Source organism: uncultured Anaerococcus sp. (assembly GCF_937934665.1).
Classification (GTDB): domain Bacteria; phylum Bacillota; class Clostridia; order Tissierellales; family Peptoniphilaceae; genus Anaerococcus.
Genome location: NZ_CALGYW010000070.1, coordinates 1 through 17,525, shown reverse-complemented (window position 1 = coordinate 17,525; position 17,525 = coordinate 1). Strand labels below are relative to the sequence as shown.

General features: G+C 35.5%; 19 protein-coding genes. 6 read left to right on the top strand and 13 right to left on the bottom strand.

The annotated features are described in order from the left end of the window. Positions 1–78: 78 nt before the first annotated feature. Complete coding sequence (locus tag Q0410_RS04155; RefSeq protein WP_299033152.1) at positions 79–384, bottom strand: hypothetical protein; 306 nt, start codon at positions 382–384, stop codon at positions 79–81. Then, positions 381–674, bottom strand: coding sequence for a DUF2089 family protein (locus tag Q0410_RS04150; RefSeq protein WP_299033149.1), 294 nt, complete (start codon positions 672–674; stop codon positions 381–383). The genes Q0410_RS04155 and Q0410_RS04150 overlap by 4 nt, the downstream gene beginning before the upstream one ends. Positions 675–824: 150 nt before the next feature. On the opposite strand from Q0410_RS04150, the gene Q0410_RS04145 reads away from it, so the two are divergent. Beyond that, a complete protein-coding gene (locus Q0410_RS04145; protein ID WP_299033146.1) occupies positions 825–1,208 on the top strand; it encodes a VOC family protein in 384 nt (127 codons plus the stop codon). 57 nt (positions 1,209–1,265) lie between these two features. On the opposite strand, the gene Q0410_RS04140 is transcribed toward Q0410_RS04145, so the two are convergent. The 8 genes from Q0410_RS04140 to Q0410_RS04105 form a co-directional block, all read right to left on the bottom strand. Beyond that, positions 1,266–2,417, bottom strand: coding sequence for a sodium:alanine symporter family protein (locus Q0410_RS04140; protein ID WP_299033143.1), 1,152 nt, complete (start codon positions 2,415–2,417; stop codon positions 1,266–1,268). 257 nt (positions 2,418–2,674) lie between these two features. Next, the gene (locus Q0410_RS04135) at positions 2,675–3,637 is read right to left on the bottom strand and encodes a D-2-hydroxyacid dehydrogenase (RefSeq protein WP_299033140.1); all 963 of its coding nucleotides are present in this window, start codon (positions 3,635–3,637) and stop codon (positions 2,675–2,677) included. Continuing rightward, positions 3,615–4,454 carry a PHP domain-containing protein gene (locus tag Q0410_RS04130; protein WP_299033138.1) on the bottom strand — a complete coding sequence of 280 codons (840 nt, stop codon included), beginning with the start codon at positions 4,452–4,454 and terminating at the stop codon, positions 3,615–3,617. Before Q0410_RS04130 ends, Q0410_RS04135 begins: the two co-directional genes overlap by 23 nt. A 217-nt stretch (positions 4,455–4,671) precedes the next feature. Continuing rightward, a complete protein-coding gene (locus tag Q0410_RS04125; protein ID WP_299033135.1) occupies positions 4,672–4,911 on the bottom strand; it encodes a Veg family protein in 240 nt (79 codons plus the stop codon). Positions 4,912–5,060: 149 nt separating this feature from the next. Next, a complete protein-coding gene (locus tag Q0410_RS04120) occupies positions 5,061–6,449 on the bottom strand; it encodes an aminopeptidase (protein ID WP_299033132.1) in 1,389 nt (462 codons plus the stop codon). A 125-nt stretch (positions 6,450–6,574) separates the two neighbouring features. Further along, a complete protein-coding gene (gene htpG / locus Q0410_RS04115) occupies positions 6,575–8,422 on the bottom strand; it encodes a molecular chaperone HtpG (protein ID WP_299033129.1) in 1,848 nt (615 codons plus the stop codon). 91 nt (positions 8,423–8,513) lie between these two features. Further along, the gene (locus Q0410_RS04110) at positions 8,514–9,164 is read right to left on the bottom strand and encodes a hemolysin III family protein (RefSeq protein WP_299033126.1); all 651 of its coding nucleotides are present in this window, start codon (positions 9,162–9,164) and stop codon (positions 8,514–8,516) included. Further along, positions 9,145–9,483: a hypothetical protein gene (locus tag Q0410_RS04105; protein ID WP_299033123.1), complete on the bottom strand. Its 339-nt coding sequence runs from the start codon at positions 9,481–9,483 to the stop codon at positions 9,145–9,147. The genes Q0410_RS04110 and Q0410_RS04105 overlap by 20 nt, the downstream gene beginning before the upstream one ends. Before the next feature lie 82 nt (positions 9,484–9,565). Between Q0410_RS04105 and Q0410_RS04100 the strand changes: the two genes are divergently transcribed. Then, a complete protein-coding gene (locus Q0410_RS04100; protein ID WP_223419485.1) occupies positions 9,566–9,775 on the top strand; it encodes a DUF1858 domain-containing protein in 210 nt (69 codons plus the stop codon). Positions 9,776–9,830: 55 nt separating this feature from the next. Here Q0410_RS04100 and Q0410_RS04095 read toward each other — a convergent pair whose 3' ends face one another. The 3 genes from Q0410_RS04095 to Q0410_RS04085 are packed head-to-tail and all read right to left on the bottom strand — an operon-like array spanning position 9,831 to position 13,294. Then, on the bottom strand, positions 9,831–10,346 hold the full coding sequence (locus Q0410_RS04095) for an NUDIX domain-containing protein (protein ID WP_299033110.1): 516 nt from the start codon (positions 10,344–10,346) through the stop codon (positions 9,831–9,833). Positions 10,347–10,388: 42 nt separating this feature from the next. Then, positions 10,389–12,035: a putative manganese-dependent inorganic diphosphatase gene (locus Q0410_RS04090; protein ID WP_299033107.1), complete on the bottom strand. Its 1,647-nt coding sequence runs from the start codon at positions 12,033–12,035 to the stop codon at positions 10,389–10,391. An 11-nt stretch (positions 12,036–12,046) separates the two neighbouring features. Beyond that, a complete protein-coding gene (locus tag Q0410_RS04085) occupies positions 12,047–13,294 on the bottom strand; it encodes a hemolysin family protein (protein ID WP_299033154.1) in 1,248 nt (415 codons plus the stop codon). A 130-nt stretch (positions 13,295–13,424) separates the two neighbouring features. On the opposite strand from Q0410_RS04085, the gene Q0410_RS04080 reads away from it, so the two are divergent. The 4 genes from Q0410_RS04080 to Q0410_RS04065 form a co-directional block, all read left to right on the top strand. Beyond that, complete coding sequence (locus Q0410_RS04080; RefSeq protein ID WP_299033104.1) at positions 13,425–14,729, top strand: NCS2 family permease; 1,305 nt, start codon at positions 13,425–13,427, stop codon at positions 14,727–14,729. A 326-nt stretch (positions 14,730–15,055) separates the two neighbouring features. Next, positions 15,056–15,565 (top strand): tryptophan transporter, encoded by a 510-nt coding sequence (locus tag Q0410_RS04075; protein WP_299033101.1) that lies wholly within the window; start codon positions 15,056–15,058, stop codon positions 15,563–15,565. Between the two features lie 120 nt (positions 15,566–15,685). Continuing rightward, on the top strand, positions 15,686–16,114 hold the full coding sequence (locus Q0410_RS04070) for a winged helix-turn-helix domain-containing protein (RefSeq protein WP_299033098.1): 429 nt from the start codon (positions 15,686–15,688) through the stop codon (positions 16,112–16,114). A gap of 601 nt (positions 16,115–16,715) precedes the next feature. Then, on the top strand, positions 16,716–17,525 hold an 810-nt coding region (locus Q0410_RS04065; protein WP_299033095.1), incomplete at its 3' end, for an MFS transporter.

Genomic DNA, 17,525 nt, shown 5'->3' with positions numbered 1-17,525 from the left:
ACGCTCTGTAGGGATTTTCACCCCAGCATTAGAACATGCCCGTCATACTACAAAAGCAAGGTCTAAACCTTGCTCTTATTACATATCCATTATTTCCATCTTATCTAGTTCGTCTTTTTGTTTTTCTTTTTTGTCGTAGTACCTATAAATTAGGTAGAAAATTATTGTTGGAATGTTGGATATTATCAAAGTTGTAAGGACTGCCATCCACCAATTACCATCATCTGGAATTATTAACATATATATGATTGATATTATAAAAGAAATCCCTGGTAGGAGTAGGCCTGCCCTTCCCTTTATATATTTACATATCAAAATTTGCCCAATTATTGGTAAGACCAAAAATAAAATTGCTATTACTGAGTTTACTGCCACTAGCTTCATTTCTCCTCTCCTTCTTTTTTGTATTCTTCAATCAAAATCTTAGCTGCATCTAGGGTTATTTTTCCGTCTATGGCCATTGTTTTTATTAGGCTTATATAGGATAAATCTTTCTTGTCTGATAATTTTATTTTCTCTATTAACCTATCAAGCCTAAGTCTCACCGTTGGGTAGGATACGCCGTAGATTTTTGCCATTTCCTTTAAGGATCCTGATTCTAGGATAAATCTTTTGATAAAGTCGATTTCACTATCATCAAGATTATCTATCCGCTCTCTCTTAACATTTCCCATAGCTTGCCTCCTTGCTTATTTTTATTATAAACCTAAATAATATTGAATTCAAATTTAATATTATTAAAGATAATTAAAAAGCAATCCTTAATTTTATTTTAGGTGCGTAATATCTCCCTTTTTGGGTTATAAATAGACTAGGAGGATATGATGAAATTTTTACACACTATGATTAGAGTTAAGGACCTTGATAAGTCCTATAAGTTTTATACAGAAGAATTGGGTTTTGTTGAATCTAGAAGAAAGGAATTTCCTGAAAAGGAATTTGACCTTGTTTACCTAAAACTTCCTCAAAGTCCAGACTATGAATTAGAATTAACCTATAACTACGACCAAGAAGAAGATTACGACCTAGGTAATGGTTACGGCCATATAGCTATATCTCACTCTGATATTAAATCTTTGAGAGAAGAATTTTTAGAAAAAGGCTTTGAAGTTACTGAACTAAGAGGCTTAAGTGATAATTCTGATAAGTACTTTTTTGTAACTGACCCAGATGGTTACAAGATAGAAATCATTCAAAAAGAAGACTAAAATTTTTAAAAAAATAATCCGGACTAGGTTTTTTCCTAAATCCGGATTTTTTAATTCTTATAATTTGTAGTCTGTATCTCTTTTCCAAACTGGGTCTTCTACGCCTGCTGCTTTTTGTCTTTCATAATCGTCCATTACACCTTTTACCTTTTTAAATAGTAAAAATAAGCTAATTACATTTTTAAATACGATTATCCCTACAAAAACATCTATAATGCCCCAAACAACATGTAGATCTAGTTTGGTTGAGATTATAAACATGGCAAAGGCTGTTAGTCTATAGATCCAAAGTGGAATTTTCGCCTTGTCTTTAAAGATTAGTAGGACATTGGTTTCACCATAGAATAGGTCGGCTATTAGAGTTGTATAACCAAACATCAGCATGGCAAAGAAAATCATCCACCTACCAATATTACCTAGCTGGGCTTGGAAGACATCTTGAACTAGGACTATACCGTCGTTTCCGTTTCCAAGTACCCCTGTTAGCATGATGGCAAAGGCTGTTAGGGTACAGATAATAATAGTTGTGACAAAGGTACCAAACATACCAAGAAATCCTTGTTCTGCAGGGTGGTCGACGTCTGCTGATGCGTGCATTATACCTGCTATACCATTACCAGCATCGTTTGAAAATAGGCCTCTTGCGACCCCATACCTAAAGGCTTGCATGATTGTATATCCACCAAGTCCTGCAAAAACTTGTTTGATGCCAAAGGCTCCTTTAAAAATGTCAGAAAACATGGCTGGGACCTTGGTAATATTTGTAACAAGAATAAATATAACTGCAAGTATATATAAACCTGCCATTACTGGTACTATTTTACTTGATATGTCTGTAAGTCTCTTTACCCCGCCGATTGTTACAAGAGCTGCAATTATGGTAATAACTATACCTATGTAAACTGGGTTTATATCAGATACACCTGTTAGAGCTTGGGCAATAGAATTTGTCTGCATAAAGGCCATACAAAGACCAACTCCAATTATGTAGAAAAATGCAGTTATAACTGACATAACCTTTGATTTTAGACCAAATCTTACATAGTAAGCTGGTCCTCCCCTATATGTACCATCTTCTAGCTTTACCCTATATACTTGGCCTAGAACTGTTTCTGCAAAGGTAATGATCATACCAAGTAGGGCTGTCATCCACATCCAAAAAATCGCTCCTGGTCCACCTGCTACAAGGGCTGTCGCTACTCCTACCAAGCTTCATGTACCTACTTGGCCTCCTACCGCTGTGGCAAGGGCTGCAAATCCAGATACATTTGATTCAGATTTTAAATTTTTCTTGATAACGTGAAAGATGTCCTTAGCATAACGAAACTGAGGAAAACCTAAGCATAACGAAACTGAGGAAAACCTAGCCTTATAGAATAATAAAGGCCCATGCCCAGAAGGACATAACCGATTACGTTTGCCCACATAAAGTTTGCAATATCTATAAATATATTCATAAAACTCCTTTAATTTACTTTATTTTTACTCTCTCCCTTTTCAAAAGATAGGATATTTGAAATGGCAATATCAACAAGCCTTTTTCTAGTTTCAACTGGCCCCCAGCCCATATGCGGGGTTAGGATGATATTTTCGTAGGCAAGTAGCGGGTTATCATCATTGATTGGCTCAGTTTTATTAACATCTAGGCCTGCAGCAAAAACCTTTCCAGAGTCAATCCCAGATAGCAGAGCTTTTTCATCGATTAGGCCACCCCTTGCTGTATTTATAATGATAACTCCATCTTTCATTTTTGATATTGATTTTTCATTTATAATATTTTCCGTATCCTTAGTTAAAGGCAGATGTAAGTCAATTATATCAGATTTTTCATAAATGTCATCAAGATTTACATATTTTACAATTTTTCTACCCTCATCGCTTTCGCTCCTATTGTAGGCTAAAACCTCCATACCCATGGCCTTATATATCTTTGCTGCTGCAATACCAATCTTTCCAAGTCCCATTATGCCAATGGTCTTGCCAGTAAGTTCTATAAGCGGATAGTCACCAAAATACCAAAATCCCACCTTCTTCCAACGACCATTTTTAACTTCCCTATCATGGTGGCCAACCCTACTTGTTATTTCTAAAAGGAGGGCCAAGGCAAACTGGGCTACAGCTTCAGTCCCATAGGAAGGCACGTTTGTTACAACTATACCGTTTTTACTACAAGCTTTAAGGTCAATATTATCAAAACCTGTTGATAATACCCCTATATATTTAAGTTTAGGTAGGCTTTCTATAATTTCCCTAGTAATTTTTGCATAGCAAACAAGAAGGATCTCTGCATCCTTGGCTCTTTTTATGATTTCTTCTCTATCATCTGGAGAAGATTCATAGACTGTGAGATTTCCTAACTTTTCTAAGTCAGCAAAGGTCATATCTCCTGGATTTAGGGGTCTTGAATCAAGAATTACAATATTTTTCAAAAAAGTCCTCCTCTAGGTTTTTAAATTCATCCTCACTTAGGCCGTAATCAGCAAGGTCAAAGCGTCCTAGCCTATGAAAATCAGAACCACCTGACATTAAAAGATCAAGTTTACTCGCAAAATCTCTTGCCCTTTCAAAGTCTCCGTTCTTCATCCTAGAGTGGTTAATTTCCATGGCTCTTAAGCCCATTTTTTTATATTTCCCTATCTCATCCCAGTTGTCATACTCTTGAGGATGGGCAAGGATTGATAGACCACCGTCGGCGTTTACTGCTTTTATGGCATCTTTTACAGGTATATAGCCCATAGTCTTTGCAAGCTCATCTGTAGTTTTTTCGTGGAAAATATCCTTAAAACCGACTCCTTCCATTTTTTCTGGGTACTTTTCTTTCATAGCCCAAAATATATCTGACTTATAGATTATTGAATTTTTTGCAAAAGTTTTTACATAATCATAGTCAAGGTCAAAACCGTCTCTTGCAAGTTTTGGTAAAAGTGAAATATGGTAGGCTTCTCTTTTTTTATTAGTAATGGCGTTTAATTTATCAATTTCTGGCGTAGAATTTGGCAAAAACAGGCCCACTATGTGGACTTTTTTATGGGCGTCAAAGTCATAGGCAGATATTTCTAGACCCTTTATTAGTCTAATATCATAGTCTTTACCTGCTTTTTTTATCTTTTCAAAGTGGTCTGCCCTATCGTGATCTGTAATGGCAATTGTCTTAAGACCCGCCTTATAGGCCATTTCTATTACTTCTTTTATATCATCGTCCCCATCTGAATAAGATGTGTGCATGTGCAAGTCCGCAAATTTCATTTATCAGCCTCCTAAAATTTTTATTTAGAAATAAAAAAGGGACTGTTGCAGAATGAATAAATCGTCCCAATATCATCATGAGGTCTCAATGAGCCGACGGGCTTTTTTCTCGTGAAGTTTCGCCTCTATGAGCCGGCGGGCTAAACATGAAACTTTGAGAGAGAACCTCATGATGATGGGACGATAATTATTCACAATTTGCAACAGCCCCTTATTTTTATTTGCTTGTAGTCAACTTTACTGTTGATGTTAGTATATCTGAATATGTGTAAGATATTGTTCTTTCTACATCAAATTCGTTGTTGACCCTAACTGTAAACACACTTGGAAATGCATCTACAATGACACCTGTCTTAGTTTTTACTCTCTTCCTGCCCATATCGGCTTTAAGGATAACTTCCTTGCCCACCGAATTTTCAACTTCTTTCCTAATATCGTGAACTGATCTTTGTGCCATCTAATCATCCTTCCATATTGATACTTGTATCATTATACGATGGGAAGGTACTTTTGTCAAGAAAACTATTATTATACACTAGCTAAAACTAATGTCAAATATTTTTCAAAGTTTTTTTATGGGCAGGCAAATCCGTAAATTTCAATATCTTATATGTGTTTAAAGAATGCTAAATATGCCTTGTAGGTTTGGTAGAGGTCAGCTTTAGAAATTACTTCTAATGGTGCGTGCATAGATACTACTGGGGTACCGCAGTCAACTACACTCATGCCGTATTCTGCTAGGATATAGGCAATTGTTCCACCGCCACCTTGGTCAATCTTACCAAGTTCACCTGTTTGCCAGATTGCATTTTCTTTAGTAAAAGCTGTTCTTACCTCAGATAAATATTCTCCGTCAGCATCATTTGAGCCTCCCTTACCGCGAGCACCTGTATATTTTGTAAGGGCAACACCATGGCCAAGTTTAGCAGTATTCATTGGTTCTGTTGCATCAAGATATCCCGCATCTTCTGTGAGGGTTACGTCGGCAGATAGAACTTTAGAATTTCTTAGAGCTCTTTTTAGGCTAACAATATTGCCTTTATCTTGAGCTTCTAATATTTCAAGAACCATGTCTTCGAAAAATTGGCTGGTCATACCAGTTGCACCAACAGATCCGATTTCTTCCTTGTCAACATAAAGACCCACTAGAGTTTTTTCTGGAGTGTCCTCGCCTGCTTCAAGGATTGCCTTTAGAGAAGCAAAAGAACATACCTTATCATCATGCCCATAGGCCATAATCATTGACCTATCAAAACCAACATCACGAGCCTTGGTAGCTGGCACTACGTTAAGTTCTGCAACCATAAAGTCCTCTTCTTCAAGACCGTAAGTTTCCTTTAGGTATTTTAGGACATTTTTCTTGATAGGATTTTCTTTTTCATCCTTAAGAGGAATTGAGCCTACCATGATGTTCAATTTCTCACCTTCTATAACTTCGCCAGCCTTTTTTTGGTTAAGGTCGGCTGATAGGTGGACTAGAAGTTCAGAGATGAAAAATACTGGGTCATCGTCCTTTTCACCTATTGATATTTCAACTTTTGTACCGTCTTTTTTAAAGGCAACGCCAACAAGACTTAAAGGAATATTTGTCCATTGGTATTTTTTGATACCACCGTAATAGTGAGTTTTTAAATAAGCTGCGTGACTTTGTTCAAAAAGTGGAACTGGTTTAAGGTCAAGCCTTGGGCTATCAAGGTGAGAACCAACAATAGTCATACCCTCTTCAAGGTCATTTGAACCAATCACAAATAAAGCCACAGCCTTATTCCTATTAATAGCATAGGCCTTAGCCCCTGCCTTAACTTCGCCTTTTTCTATAAGCTCATCAAGAGATCTAAAACCTGCCTCTTCTGCTCTTTTGATTACCTCTTTTACAGCCATTCTCTCTGTCTTAGACTCATCCATAAAAGAAAGATAATCTTTTGAAAATCCATCTAAATCTTTTAATTCTGCCTCGGTCATCTCTAACCAAGCATTTTTTCTAACATCTTCCATACTTCCTCCAATAAAAAAGGGAATTCTCCCTCGATACTTTTTATAAGATTATTATACCGGTTTCTTGGTAATTTTTAATAAAAAAGGAAAGCACAGATATTTCCGCACTTCCTTTAAAATTCTTATTACATTAACTTCCAAATATTTTTAGCATATGCCACAGGATCATCTATTTCTAGGCCTTCTATTAGCCTCGCTTGATCTAATAGGACTCCTGCTACCATCTTTGCCTTATTCTTATCATCCTTGTAGGATTTTTCTAAAATCTCGTAAGCCTTTGTTTTTGTAGATATTTCTAAGATCTTATCAGCCTTGATTCCCATAGCATTTGGTTGGTTTTTGAGGGTTTTTTCCATCTCAATTGAGACTTCGCCTCTTTCTTTAATAAGAGAAGGGACGTCTTCTAATTTATCGGTGAAAATCACATCTACCACGTCTTCTGGCATGGCTTCTTTGATAAAGGAGATGATTTCGCTATCTTCCTTATCTTCCTTATCTAAGTCATCTTCTGCTGTAATTGACTTAAATTCTAGACCGTCGTATTCACCTAGCATCTTGATTAAAAATTCATCTAGGGCCTTATCTAATAATAAAACATCCTTGTCTTCGTCTACCATTTTTAGGGCTGGAGATGCTTTGATTTTATCTAGGGATTCACCTGTGCCATAGTAGATAAATTCGGCTGTTGATGGGGCCTTTTCCTTATATTCTCTTAAGCTTATAAGTTTATTTTCTTTTCTAGAGTAGAAGAGAAGTAAATCTTCAAGGTCTTCCTTGTTTGCCCCGTAGGATTCATAGATTGATACCTTGATGGAGTCGGCAAATTCTTTGTAGAATTTCTCGTAGTCTTCCCTATTTTTCTCCATCATGTCTTTTAGGTGAGCGTTAATTTTTTTATTTATTTGTTTTGAAATAACCCTTAATTGCCTATTTTGTTGGAGGGTTTCTCTAGAAATATTTAAGGTTAAATCATCAGATTCTACAACACCCTTTACAAAAGAATAAGCGTCATCTAGGATTTCATCGCAGGAGTCCATGATTTTTACTCCGTGGGAATAAAGCTCTAGGCCGATTTCTCTGTCTTTGGAATAATAATCAAATGGTGCTCTTTCTGGGATATATAGAAGGGCTCTAAATTCTACTAGACCTTCTACCTTAAAGTGGGTCCATGAAAGTGGCTTATCAAAACCAAAATGACTTTCTTGGTAGAAGTTTATATAATCTTCATCTGTAAGATTTTTCTTATCTTCCTTCCAGATTGGCTTATCAGAATTTAGGATGTCCATAGCCTTGTAGTCTTCGTATTCTGGCTTATCTTCAGGAGAATCTTCCTTGATTTTTGTCTTAGTTACTTCCATCTTGATTGGATATCTAATATAATTTGAATATTTACGAACCAGACTCTTTATTGTATTTTGGTCTAAGTAAGCATCATAATTTTCGTCTTCTGTATTTTCTCTTAGGTGAAGGATAACATCAGTACCTGTGCTAGCCTTGCTTGCTTCCTCGATAGTAAAGCCATCTGCATCTTCACTCTCCCAGATATAGGCTTTTTTAGATCCATGTTTTTTGGATAAGACTTCGATTTTTTCTGCGATCATAAAAGCAGAATAAAAACCAACACCAAACTGCCCTATTAGGTCCTTGATATCTGATGAATCGACAGATTTTCTAAAAGCTTCTGTTCCTGATTTGGCAATAGTTCCAAGATTATTTGCCAAATCTTTTTCATCCATACCAATCCCTGTATCTTTAATTGTTAGAGTTCTTTCTTCCTTATTTGGGATTATTTCTATATAATAATCGTCCTTGTTTGTGGTAGTATCACCCTTTAAATCTTCATAGTATAGCTTATCGAGGGCGTCTGACGCATTTGAAATAAGCTCTCTTAAAAATATTTCCTTGTTGGTATAAATTGAGTGGATCATAAGATCCATAACTTTTTTGGCTTCCGCCTTAAATTCTTGTTTCATATCTAATCCTCCCTGAGAATTTTTATAAAAATAAATTAGCAGTCTGTGTATTCGACTGCTAATACTATACTAATATTTACTTTTCTTGCAATTAGCCAAGATATTTTATATTACCATAAAACATAACAAAGGCTGCAATTAGGATAAAGACATGCCAGATAGCATGGTTGTAGGGGATTTTTTTATGAGAGTAAAACACAGCCCCAACTGTATAAAAAATCCCACCTAGGACTAAAAACAAAATATAGGCCAGGCCAATATTTTTATATATTTGATAAAGAAGCAAGACTGACAGCCAACCCATGGCCAAATATATAATCATAGATGCCTTTTTAATCTTATCTTCCTTGCCTATGGCAAAGGCAATTATATTCATAGTTATACCTGCAAGGGCCAGAATCCAAATTATTACAAAAATAACTATGGAAAAAGTCGACCTTAGGCCAATTAAAATTATAGGTGTATAAGATCCTGCTATTGTCAAATAGATTACCCCATGGTCTATGGCCCTAAATATAGTACGGGCGAGGGGGTTTGTCATGGAATGGTATAGACTTGATGCTAAAAACATCATGGCTAGGGCTATAAAATATATAAGCCAGGCCATAAAGGCCAAAATATCACCGCTTTTATAAGTTGAGCTTAAAAGAGGCAGAAAAAATACCAGACAAAGGATAAAACCCAAAATATGGGTTCCTATGTTTAGAATTTCTTCAGATTTACTATATTTCACTATCTTCATTTTTTATCTCCCTTATTAAGGCTACGATTTCTTGTTGAATCGCTAGTCTCTTGTTCATAAGTTCTGCCTTTTCTTTTTCTATCCTTTTATTTTCCCTAAGAGTGAGGGTAAAAAGTCCTAGCAAAAATCCAACAATTATAAGGCCCAGGCTTTGGATATCTGTTAGTTTTAATAATTTTCCAATTAAAAAAGCCAACAAAGCCAGGGCAAATGGTCCTATAAATAGCCTAACAAAACTTGGTTTTAAGCCAGTATTTAGTGCGTTATTTATAGATAAAAGTTCTCCTTGTTTTTCTTTGATTAAATCTTTCTTTTCCATACTTCCTCCTATATCCTAGTATTTTACTTTGATTATTTCCCCTTTGGTAGTAAAATATTATTAGATGAAAAAGGGGGTTAATATGACCGAAAATACTCAAAACAAAGTTACTATCACACGTGATATGATAATAGGCGATATAATTCAAGCTAAACCAGAAGCTATCAACACTCTCATGATGAGTGGCATGGGCTGCATAGCCTGTCCAACAGCTCTTTATGAGACCCTTGAAGAAGCTTGCATGGTTCATGGCATGGACCCTGATTATTTGCTTGAACAACTTAATGACTAAATTTTCTTAGTCTTTACAAATCGTCCTGAGCTTAAGGCTTGGGGCGATTTTTTATTTAATATTCCATAAATCTATTATCGCTATTTAAGTCAAAAAGTAAGTCCAAGTAGGATTTTTTATATTTTACAAATTTTCCTTTATTAAGAAGTTCTAAAACCTCATGTCGACTTGCCCATTTCACAGCCTTTACTTCCTCTTTTTGTAAGATTAGGTCAGCAATTTCTATATTTTCCCTAAGTAAGAAAAAATCATCAAAACCCTGATCGAAATTTGCTGTCAAAATTGGCCTTATGTCTTTGAAGTCAAAGTCAAGACCCAACTCTTCTTTTAATTCTCGCCTTGCTCCCTCAAAGGAATCTTCACCACTTTGGCAGGCACCCCCACAAGTTATATCCCAAAGTCCACCCATCTTTTTATGATCAGCCCTTTGCTGGATTAATAAATCACCCTTGTCATTAAAAATTAGGATATGGACAATTAATCTAAGACCGCCTGCTGGTATCTCTTCATTTCTAGGATAAGTCTTTCCTGTTTTTCTCCTGTGTTTATCGTATATGTCTAAAATTTCCATTTTTTACCTCAAAAAAGCCTGCCACAAGGGTCAAGCTCTTTTCTATGCTTTTATAATTGCAGTTGTAAGTCTTGGTATTACTTGTTTTTTACGAGATAAAACTCCAGCCGCATCAATGGTGCCGTTAGCTGTTAATTCTCCAAATTCTTCTTTGATGTCATCGTAGTATTCGCCAACAACTAGGAGTTCTGATCTTTGATTAAAGATATCTGTAAGTACTAGGACAAAGGTATCTTCGCCCCTTTCTTTTATTTTAGCTGCCATTTGCTCTTTTAATTCATCCATGATTGGCACTAGTTCTTCTGGATTCATGGTGAAAACCTGGCCTACCCTGACATTAGCCTCACCAATAGTAAAGGTCTTAATATCACCTTCTACAAGGTCTTTGGCAGATTTACCCTTTAGCGATGTTCCCGCCCTAAACATCTTGTCTGCAAATTCTTCTGGATTAATACCTGCAATCTTACTCATCCTGTCTAAGATTCTCTTATCGGTAGAGGTTGTGGTTGGTGACCTAAATAAAAGTGTATCTGAAATAATAGCTGCGCAAAGAATACCTGCGATTTCTCTAGAAGGTCTAATACCTGATTCTAGGTACATCTCACTTATAATAGTAGCAGTAGATCCTACAGGTTCTGCCCTAAAAAATACAGGCGAAGTTGTAAGGATATTTGCAACCCTGTGGTGGTCTATGATTTCTATAATCTCTGCTTCTTCTATATCATCTATTGATTGGTTTCTCTCATTGTGGTCTACTAGGATAAGTTTTTTCTTATCTGAAGAAATAAGGTGGTACCTAGAAATAGATCCTACAACCTTTTTAGTAGCGTCAACTACTGGATAGGACCTAAATCTAGACTTGGCCATAGCCTCTCTTACCACATCTAGGGTATCGTCGGTTTTAAAGTAAATCAAATTATCAGTTGTCATAACCTGGCTAACAGGAATAGTAAGTGGTAAAAGTCTTGAAGTCATAAAAGAGTTATATTCTGTAGAAATAACTGTAACCTTATTTTCCTTGGCAAGGTCTATCATATCTTCACCCAGACTTGCTCCATTGGTTAAAATTAGAAGTGAGATTTTTTGCCTTAGTAGGTAATCATAATAATCGCTCCTGTTTCCTGATATAACTATATCTCCCTCAGAGAAGATATCTTCAAGTTTGTTTTCATCTCCACCCATAGCAAAAACTGTCATCTTGCCAGGAAAAGTAGCCTCACTATCTGCAAGATAAATAACCTTAGCGCTAAGTACATCTACGATATTGTCTATAGGAGTATTGGCACGGCCTAAAATCTTATCATCCCAAACATCCATATAGGACTTGGTAATATTTGAAAGAGAAGCTATACCTACTATTTCTCCGTCATTATCTACAACTGATAAGGAATTTGTGGCACCCTTTTGGAAGGTGTCCCAGGCCTTTCTTATAGGAATAGAAGGATCTATAATACTTCCCTTATCGTAGGATAAATCACCAACAGTAAGCTTCATTGTTTCTTTGATTTCTGGTGGCTTTACCCCAAAGTAATCAAGGACAAAACGACTTTCTTGGGATAGTTTGCCTAGCCTTATAGGAATGGCCTCGTATTCTCCCAGCCTGTTTTTAAGGTCAGCGTAGGCAATAGCTGACATAATTGAATCTGTGTCTGGCTTTTTATGGCCTGTGATGTAAACTGTTTCTCTCATTTTTTCCCCTTTTAAAAAAATTCTACCTTTAACATCTCAAGTTTATACCTATTTATCTGGAGGACTGCAATTTTTATTCCTCCTACTTCAATCGCATCTCCAAGTTTTGGAATCCTACCAAGCTTATCAATCAAATATCCTCCAATAGAATCATTTTTAATCTGCTCAAGGTCAGTATCAAAATAATCATTAAAGTCATTTATGTGGATAGATGGGTTTACCAAATATTCCTTATCATTTATCTTAAAAATTGTTTCAAGATGGGTATCATACTCATCTTCAATCTCGCCAACTAGCTCTTCTACTATATCTTCTATGGTTACAATCCCGCTTGTACCACCGTACTCATCTATAACTATGGCAAGGGATACATTTTCACTTCTCATTGACTTAAAGAGGTCAAAAATATGCATATTATCATATACATAGAAGGCAGGCCTAACCATCTCTTCGATATTTAAATCCTTATCTTCAGCGATAAAAGCGACTATATCCTTCATATGTAAGATGCCTATTATATTATCAATGGACTTACCATAGACCGGTATTCTTGAGTGCTTGCAATTTTTTAGGAAGTTTTTTAGCTCCCTATCTTCCATATCGACTGCTATAGCTTCCATATTTGTCCTTGCGGTCATGATATCTTCTACGTCAGAGTCTCCAAATTCAAAAACATTGTTGATAATTTCTGATTCTTGGTAGTTTATAACCCCCTGTTCTTCAGATACATCGACTATAGTTTTTAGGTCTTCTTCTGTAACTATCTCATCTTTTTGTCCACTTTCTCCTATAAGCATCTTAGTTAAAACATTAGTAATGGCTTGGAGAAAAAAGGACATAGGTTTTAAGATAAGGTCAAAAAACCTAATAGGCCTTGCCACTTTGAGGGCGACTTTTTCTGATGAGGAGGTTGCTATATTTTTTGGTGTAACCTCACCAAAGATTAAGATGGTAAGAGTAAGGACAACAGTTGATATAATGGCACCTGACGGGCCAAAAAGGTCTGTAAAAAATATGGTAGCAACTGTTGTAGTAACTATGTTTACTATATTATTTCCGATCAAAATAGTAGTTAAAACCTTACCAATATCGTCAGTTAGCTTTCTAACTAGGGAAGAATTTTCTACTCCATTTTCTTCCATCTGCCTAATTTTAAATACATTTAAGGATGTAAGGGCTGTTTCTGATGAGGAAAAAAACGCGCTTCCCATTACCCCCAATATTATAACTATAAGCTCAATCCAATTCGTATGACTCATTTTTCCTTCTTTCATAAATTATTCTCTTATACTTATTATAGCGATTTTCGACTTAAAAATAAAGGATTTTAATGATAAATTTAAATAAAAATATATAATGAGAATGTATCATAAAAAAAAGGAGGCAAATATGGCAGAAATTTCGTTTTTTGAAAAAACTTTCAAGCTAAATAAACATGGTACTAATGTTAAGACAGAAATAATGGCAGGTATAACTACCTTTATGACAATGAGTTATATCCTTGCAGTAAATCCAGCTATCCTAAGTGAGGCTGGCATGGATTATGGGGCAGTTTTCTCAGCGACCATCATCGCAAGTGTTATAGCCATGGTCCTAATGGCCTTTTATGCAAACCTACCATTCGGTCTATCTGCTGGTATGGGGCTTAATGCTTTCTTCACCTATACAGTAGTCGGTCAAATGGGAAAGAGTTGGGAATTTGCTCTTGCCGCGGTATTTTTAGAAGGAATTGTTTTTATCTTACTATCTTTTGTGGGAGTTAGAGAAGCAATATTTAACTCAATTCCAACTACCCTAAAGAAGGCAGTGTCAGTCGGTATAGGCTTATTTATAGCAGAAATCGGCCTATTAAATGCAAACATCATAGTAAAGGCAGAACCAGCCCTTGCTCTTGGTAACCTAAAGAGTCTTGAGGCCCTTGTATTTTTCTTTGCCCTAGTGGTGATGATTGTACTTACAGCCAGAGGAGTAAAGGGAGCCCTACTTTGGGGAATCTTGGTATCAACCGTCCTTTCACTAATCCTAGGCGTAACACATTTACCAGATACAAATATCGTAAGCCTACCACCATCAATCAAACCGGTAGCCTTTAAATTAGACTTTTCTAATATCTTCTCTTTTGAGATGTTTTCAGTCTTATTCTCATTTTTATTTGTAGATATCTTTGATACCCTTGGAACTCTCACAGGAGTTGCGACAAAGGCAAAGATGCTAGATGAAAATGGCAACCTACCAGAAGTAAGCAAGGCTTTAATGAGTGACGCAGTAGGAACAACCTTTGGAGCCCTTCTTGGAACATCTACAATAACAACCTTTGTAGAAAGTTCATCAGGTGTAGCAGAAGGTGGAAGAACAGGACTTACAGCCCTTGCAACAGCAGGATGCTTTGTAATAGCAGCATTTTTCTTCCCAGTATTTTCTATAATACCTGCAGCAGCAACATCAGCTGCCTTAGTAACAGTAGGGTTATTCATGCTATCTACTGTTGCAGAGATCGACTTTAAGGATATCACTGAAGCCTTCCCAGCCTTCATGACAATCCTCATGATGCCACTAGCTTATTCTATAGCTGAGGGTATAGCCTTTGGAATTATGAGCTTTGCGGCCATTAAACTTCTAACAGGCAAGGGTAAGGAAGTAAGCCCTATGATCTATGTTTTAGCACTCGTATTTTTAATCAGATATATTATTTAAAAAATATACTTGACAAAGTGCTAATGATGTAATATGATAAAGCTAACATAAATCGTAGATAGAAGTAGTAGCAAAATATCAAACCAACAGAAAGTAAATGTTTGATGAGAATTGCAAGGTAAGATTTTTTGTGAATGGATCTATCGGATCAAAGGTGAAAGTTAGTAGCCGGCGGGTGGTTCTCACCTTACAGGGATAGGATATGTAAGTATCTAAAGAGGTCTATTTGTGATAGACAAATGAGGATGGCACCGTGGGCTAAGCTCGCTCCTATAATTATAGGAGCGGGCTTTTTTTATTAGAAAGCAGGAAGAAAGGAAAAAATCATGCAAACAAATTCAATACAAGTAAGAAACTTAACCATATCAGGAGTCTTCATGGCCCTAGGCCTTGTCCTCCATCTAATGGTGCCAGGGATATTTTTTGGAGTAAAACCTGACTTTTTACTCTCCATGATGTTTATCTCCCTTATGATAGTAAGAGATGTAAAAGAAGCCTTACTAATAGGAATCGCAGGAGGAATCATGTCTGCGCTAACAACAGGTTTTCCAGGTGGCCAAATCCCAAACTTCATAGAAAAGATAATCACAGCTTTAGTTGTCTTTTACATGATAAAGGCCATGGGCAAAAACTTCTCTATACCAAAGATAATCCTAATATTTGCCCTAGGAACAATGGTATCAGGCACCCTATTTTTGACAATTGCCTTAAGTGTGACCAAACAGCTAAATTTATTTCTCCCATCCTACCCAGCAGTACTAGTAGCCATGGCCATAAATGCCATCCTTGGAATATTCTTATACCAGGCAACTAAGAGGATGAATCTTTTAAAATAATGGTTTATCTAATAAGGACAAAAAGATTTATCGTGTAATCTATATTTAACGATAAAATTTATTTGACAGTGCCATATTTCTGTGTTATACTCTAGTTAATAGATAAACGGAGGTGATTTTTTGAAGGAAGTACATATACTAAACACTCTAGAGGAAGTAAATATAGTAAGTGATCCTATAAGACTTAAAATAATTATGACTCTTGGAACAAGCCCAAAAACTGCCCAAGACATATCCCATGCCCTTGGAGTCAGTCGTTCTAAAATCCACTACCACTTAAAAATATTGGAACAAAATGGCATTATAGAGGTCGTAGACACAGAGCTAATAAATGGTATTACTCAAAAATATTTCCTACCAGTGGCCAAGGCCTTTATACCAAATAGCGAAATATTTAATAAAAATTTGGAAGAAAAGCAATTCACTTTCAAAATTCCAAAAGATAGTTACAAGTCTTTTGAAAAAGAATTGAATGAACTTATAAAAAAATATAGTAATAATGGGGAATATTCTGAAAGCTTCCAAGTACAAATCTATAAATTATCTTAAAGAGCTAGTGTAATTGTGAATAAATATCGTTCTATTAGCAGAAGGTTCCATTAGAAAATTTTATATCTCAAAGCCGGCAATCAGCTATAGCTAGATCGAAAGGGCAAAATTTTCTAATGGTTACTCTAAAAATATTAGAACTATTTATTCATTCTGCAGCAGCTCCTAAAAATAAAAATTACTGTAAATAAAATTTAAACGTTAAAAAATATAAATCGGGTAATGATGACTAAGTCATAAACTCCATTGTACATTCAAATTTCATGGTTAATTCAATAAAAAATAAATTTATAGATCGTATTAAAACCAGTAAGTAAAAGCTTACTGGTAAAAAAATACGTTCCAGTCAAAAAATATTAAACGTTAAATTTATATAAACTATATAGGTGTAAATAATGGGTGTCTATGATTAATTTTGAATTAGTACTATCAATAAATTATAAAACTTATTTATTGAATTAATAATAAATATGGTAAAGAAGGAGGATTTATCCAAATAAAAAAAACAAATTTATAGATCGTATTAAAACCAGTAAGTAAAAGCTTACTGGTAAAAAAAGAAATAACTGTCAATAAAAACTAAACGTTAAATCTAAGGAGTATGTTAAAAATGATTAAAAGTAAAGATTTCTATGTCCTGATTCTAGGGCGACTTATTACAAATTTTGGTGATAGCCTCTATGCTATAGCCTCTACCCTCTTGGTCTATCAGATGAGTGGATCTACTGTATATTCAGGTATAACCCTGTTTCTAACATCATCAACAGCCATTGTTCAATTACTTCTAAGTCCAATTTTAGATAAGATTAATATGAAGAAGTTTTTGATTCTTTCTCAATTTATACAAGCTATCTTAATATTAATTATTCCAGCCTTGTATTATTTTGAAAAACTAAATGTCTACCACATTATGGTTATTATGCCTATAATCTCATTGATTAACCAGCTGGTTTATCCTGGTCAGATTTCTCTTTTGCCTAAGATTCTCTCAGAAGAAGAACTTGTTACAGGAAATTCTTTGATGACTATGGCTTATCAAGGATCAAATGCAATATTCGATACCCTAGCAGGTTTTATTATATCTATATTTGGCTTTATGACAGCTTTTTATGCTGATAGCGTAAGTTTTATATTGACTGGACTATTGTTTTGTCTCTTATCAAAAAAGCTTAGTCATTATAATGAAAGAGGAAATAAAAAACAAGGTTCAGTTATTAAAAATCACTTTAAGGGTCTTAAAGAAGGTCTGGACTTATTTAAGGATTCTAGGATTTTTGCCCTAGTCCTTGGAGTAGTTTTTATAAATTTTTCTGCAACATCTATAAGTGCAGTCTTACCTGCCTTTGCCAAAGATGAAATCTTTTATAGTCTAATGCTTGCAGGAATGGGTGGAGGGGTCCTTTTAGGATCT

What these genes read in the sequence shown, in the direction of transcription:
- Q0410_RS04095 (WP_299033110.1), bottom strand. Translation starts at nt 10,346, where the DNA reads ATGGAAATTTTAGACATATACGATAAACACAGGAGAAAAACAGGAAAG.
- Q0410_RS04085 (WP_299033154.1), bottom strand. Translation starts at nt 13,294, where the DNA reads ATGAGTCATACGAATTGGATTGAGCTTATAGTTATAATATTGGGGGTA.
- Q0410_RS04080 (WP_299033104.1), top strand. Translation starts at nt 13,425, where the DNA reads ATGGCAGAAATTTCGTTTTTTGAAAAAACTTTCAAGCTAAATAAACAT.
- Q0410_RS04075 (WP_299033101.1), top strand. Translation starts at nt 15,056, where the DNA reads ATGCAAACAAATTCAATACAAGTAAGAAACTTAACCATATCAGGAGTC.
- Q0410_RS04155 (WP_299033152.1), bottom strand. Translation starts at nt 384, where the DNA reads ATGAAGCTAGTGGCAGTAAACTCAGTAATAGCAATTTTATTTTTGGTC.
- Q0410_RS04130 (WP_299033138.1), bottom strand. Translation starts at nt 4,454, where the DNA reads ATGAAATTTGCGGACTTGCACATGCACACATCTTATTCAGATGGGGAC.
- htpG (WP_299033129.1), bottom strand. Translation starts at nt 8,422, where the DNA reads ATGAAACAAGAATTTAAGGCGGAAGCCAAAAAAGTTATGGATCTTATG.
- Q0410_RS04150 (WP_299033149.1), bottom strand. Translation starts at nt 674, where the DNA reads ATGGGAAATGTTAAGAGAGAGCGGATAGATAATCTTGATGATAGTGAA.
- Q0410_RS04125 (WP_299033135.1), bottom strand. Translation starts at nt 4,911, where the DNA reads ATGGCACAAAGATCAGTTCACGATATTAGGAAAGAAGTTGAAAATTCG.
- Q0410_RS04100 (WP_223419485.1), top strand. Translation starts at nt 9,566, where the DNA reads ATGACCGAAAATACTCAAAACAAAGTTACTATCACACGTGATATGATA.
- Q0410_RS04110 (WP_299033126.1), bottom strand. Translation starts at nt 9,164, where the DNA reads ATGAAGATAGTGAAATATAGTAAATCTGAAGAAATTCTAAACATAGGA.
- Q0410_RS04090 (WP_299033107.1), bottom strand. Translation starts at nt 12,035, where the DNA reads ATGAGAGAAACAGTTTACATCACAGGCCATAAAAAGCCAGACACAGAT.
- Q0410_RS04105 (WP_299033123.1), bottom strand. Translation starts at nt 9,483, where the DNA reads ATGGAAAAGAAAGATTTAATCAAAGAAAAACAAGGAGAACTTTTATCT.
- Q0410_RS04120 (WP_299033132.1), bottom strand. Translation starts at nt 6,449, where the DNA reads ATGGAAGATGTTAGAAAAAATGCTTGGTTAGAGATGACCGAGGCAGAA.
- Q0410_RS04145 (WP_299033146.1), top strand. Translation starts at nt 825, where the DNA reads ATGAAATTTTTACACACTATGATTAGAGTTAAGGACCTTGATAAGTCC.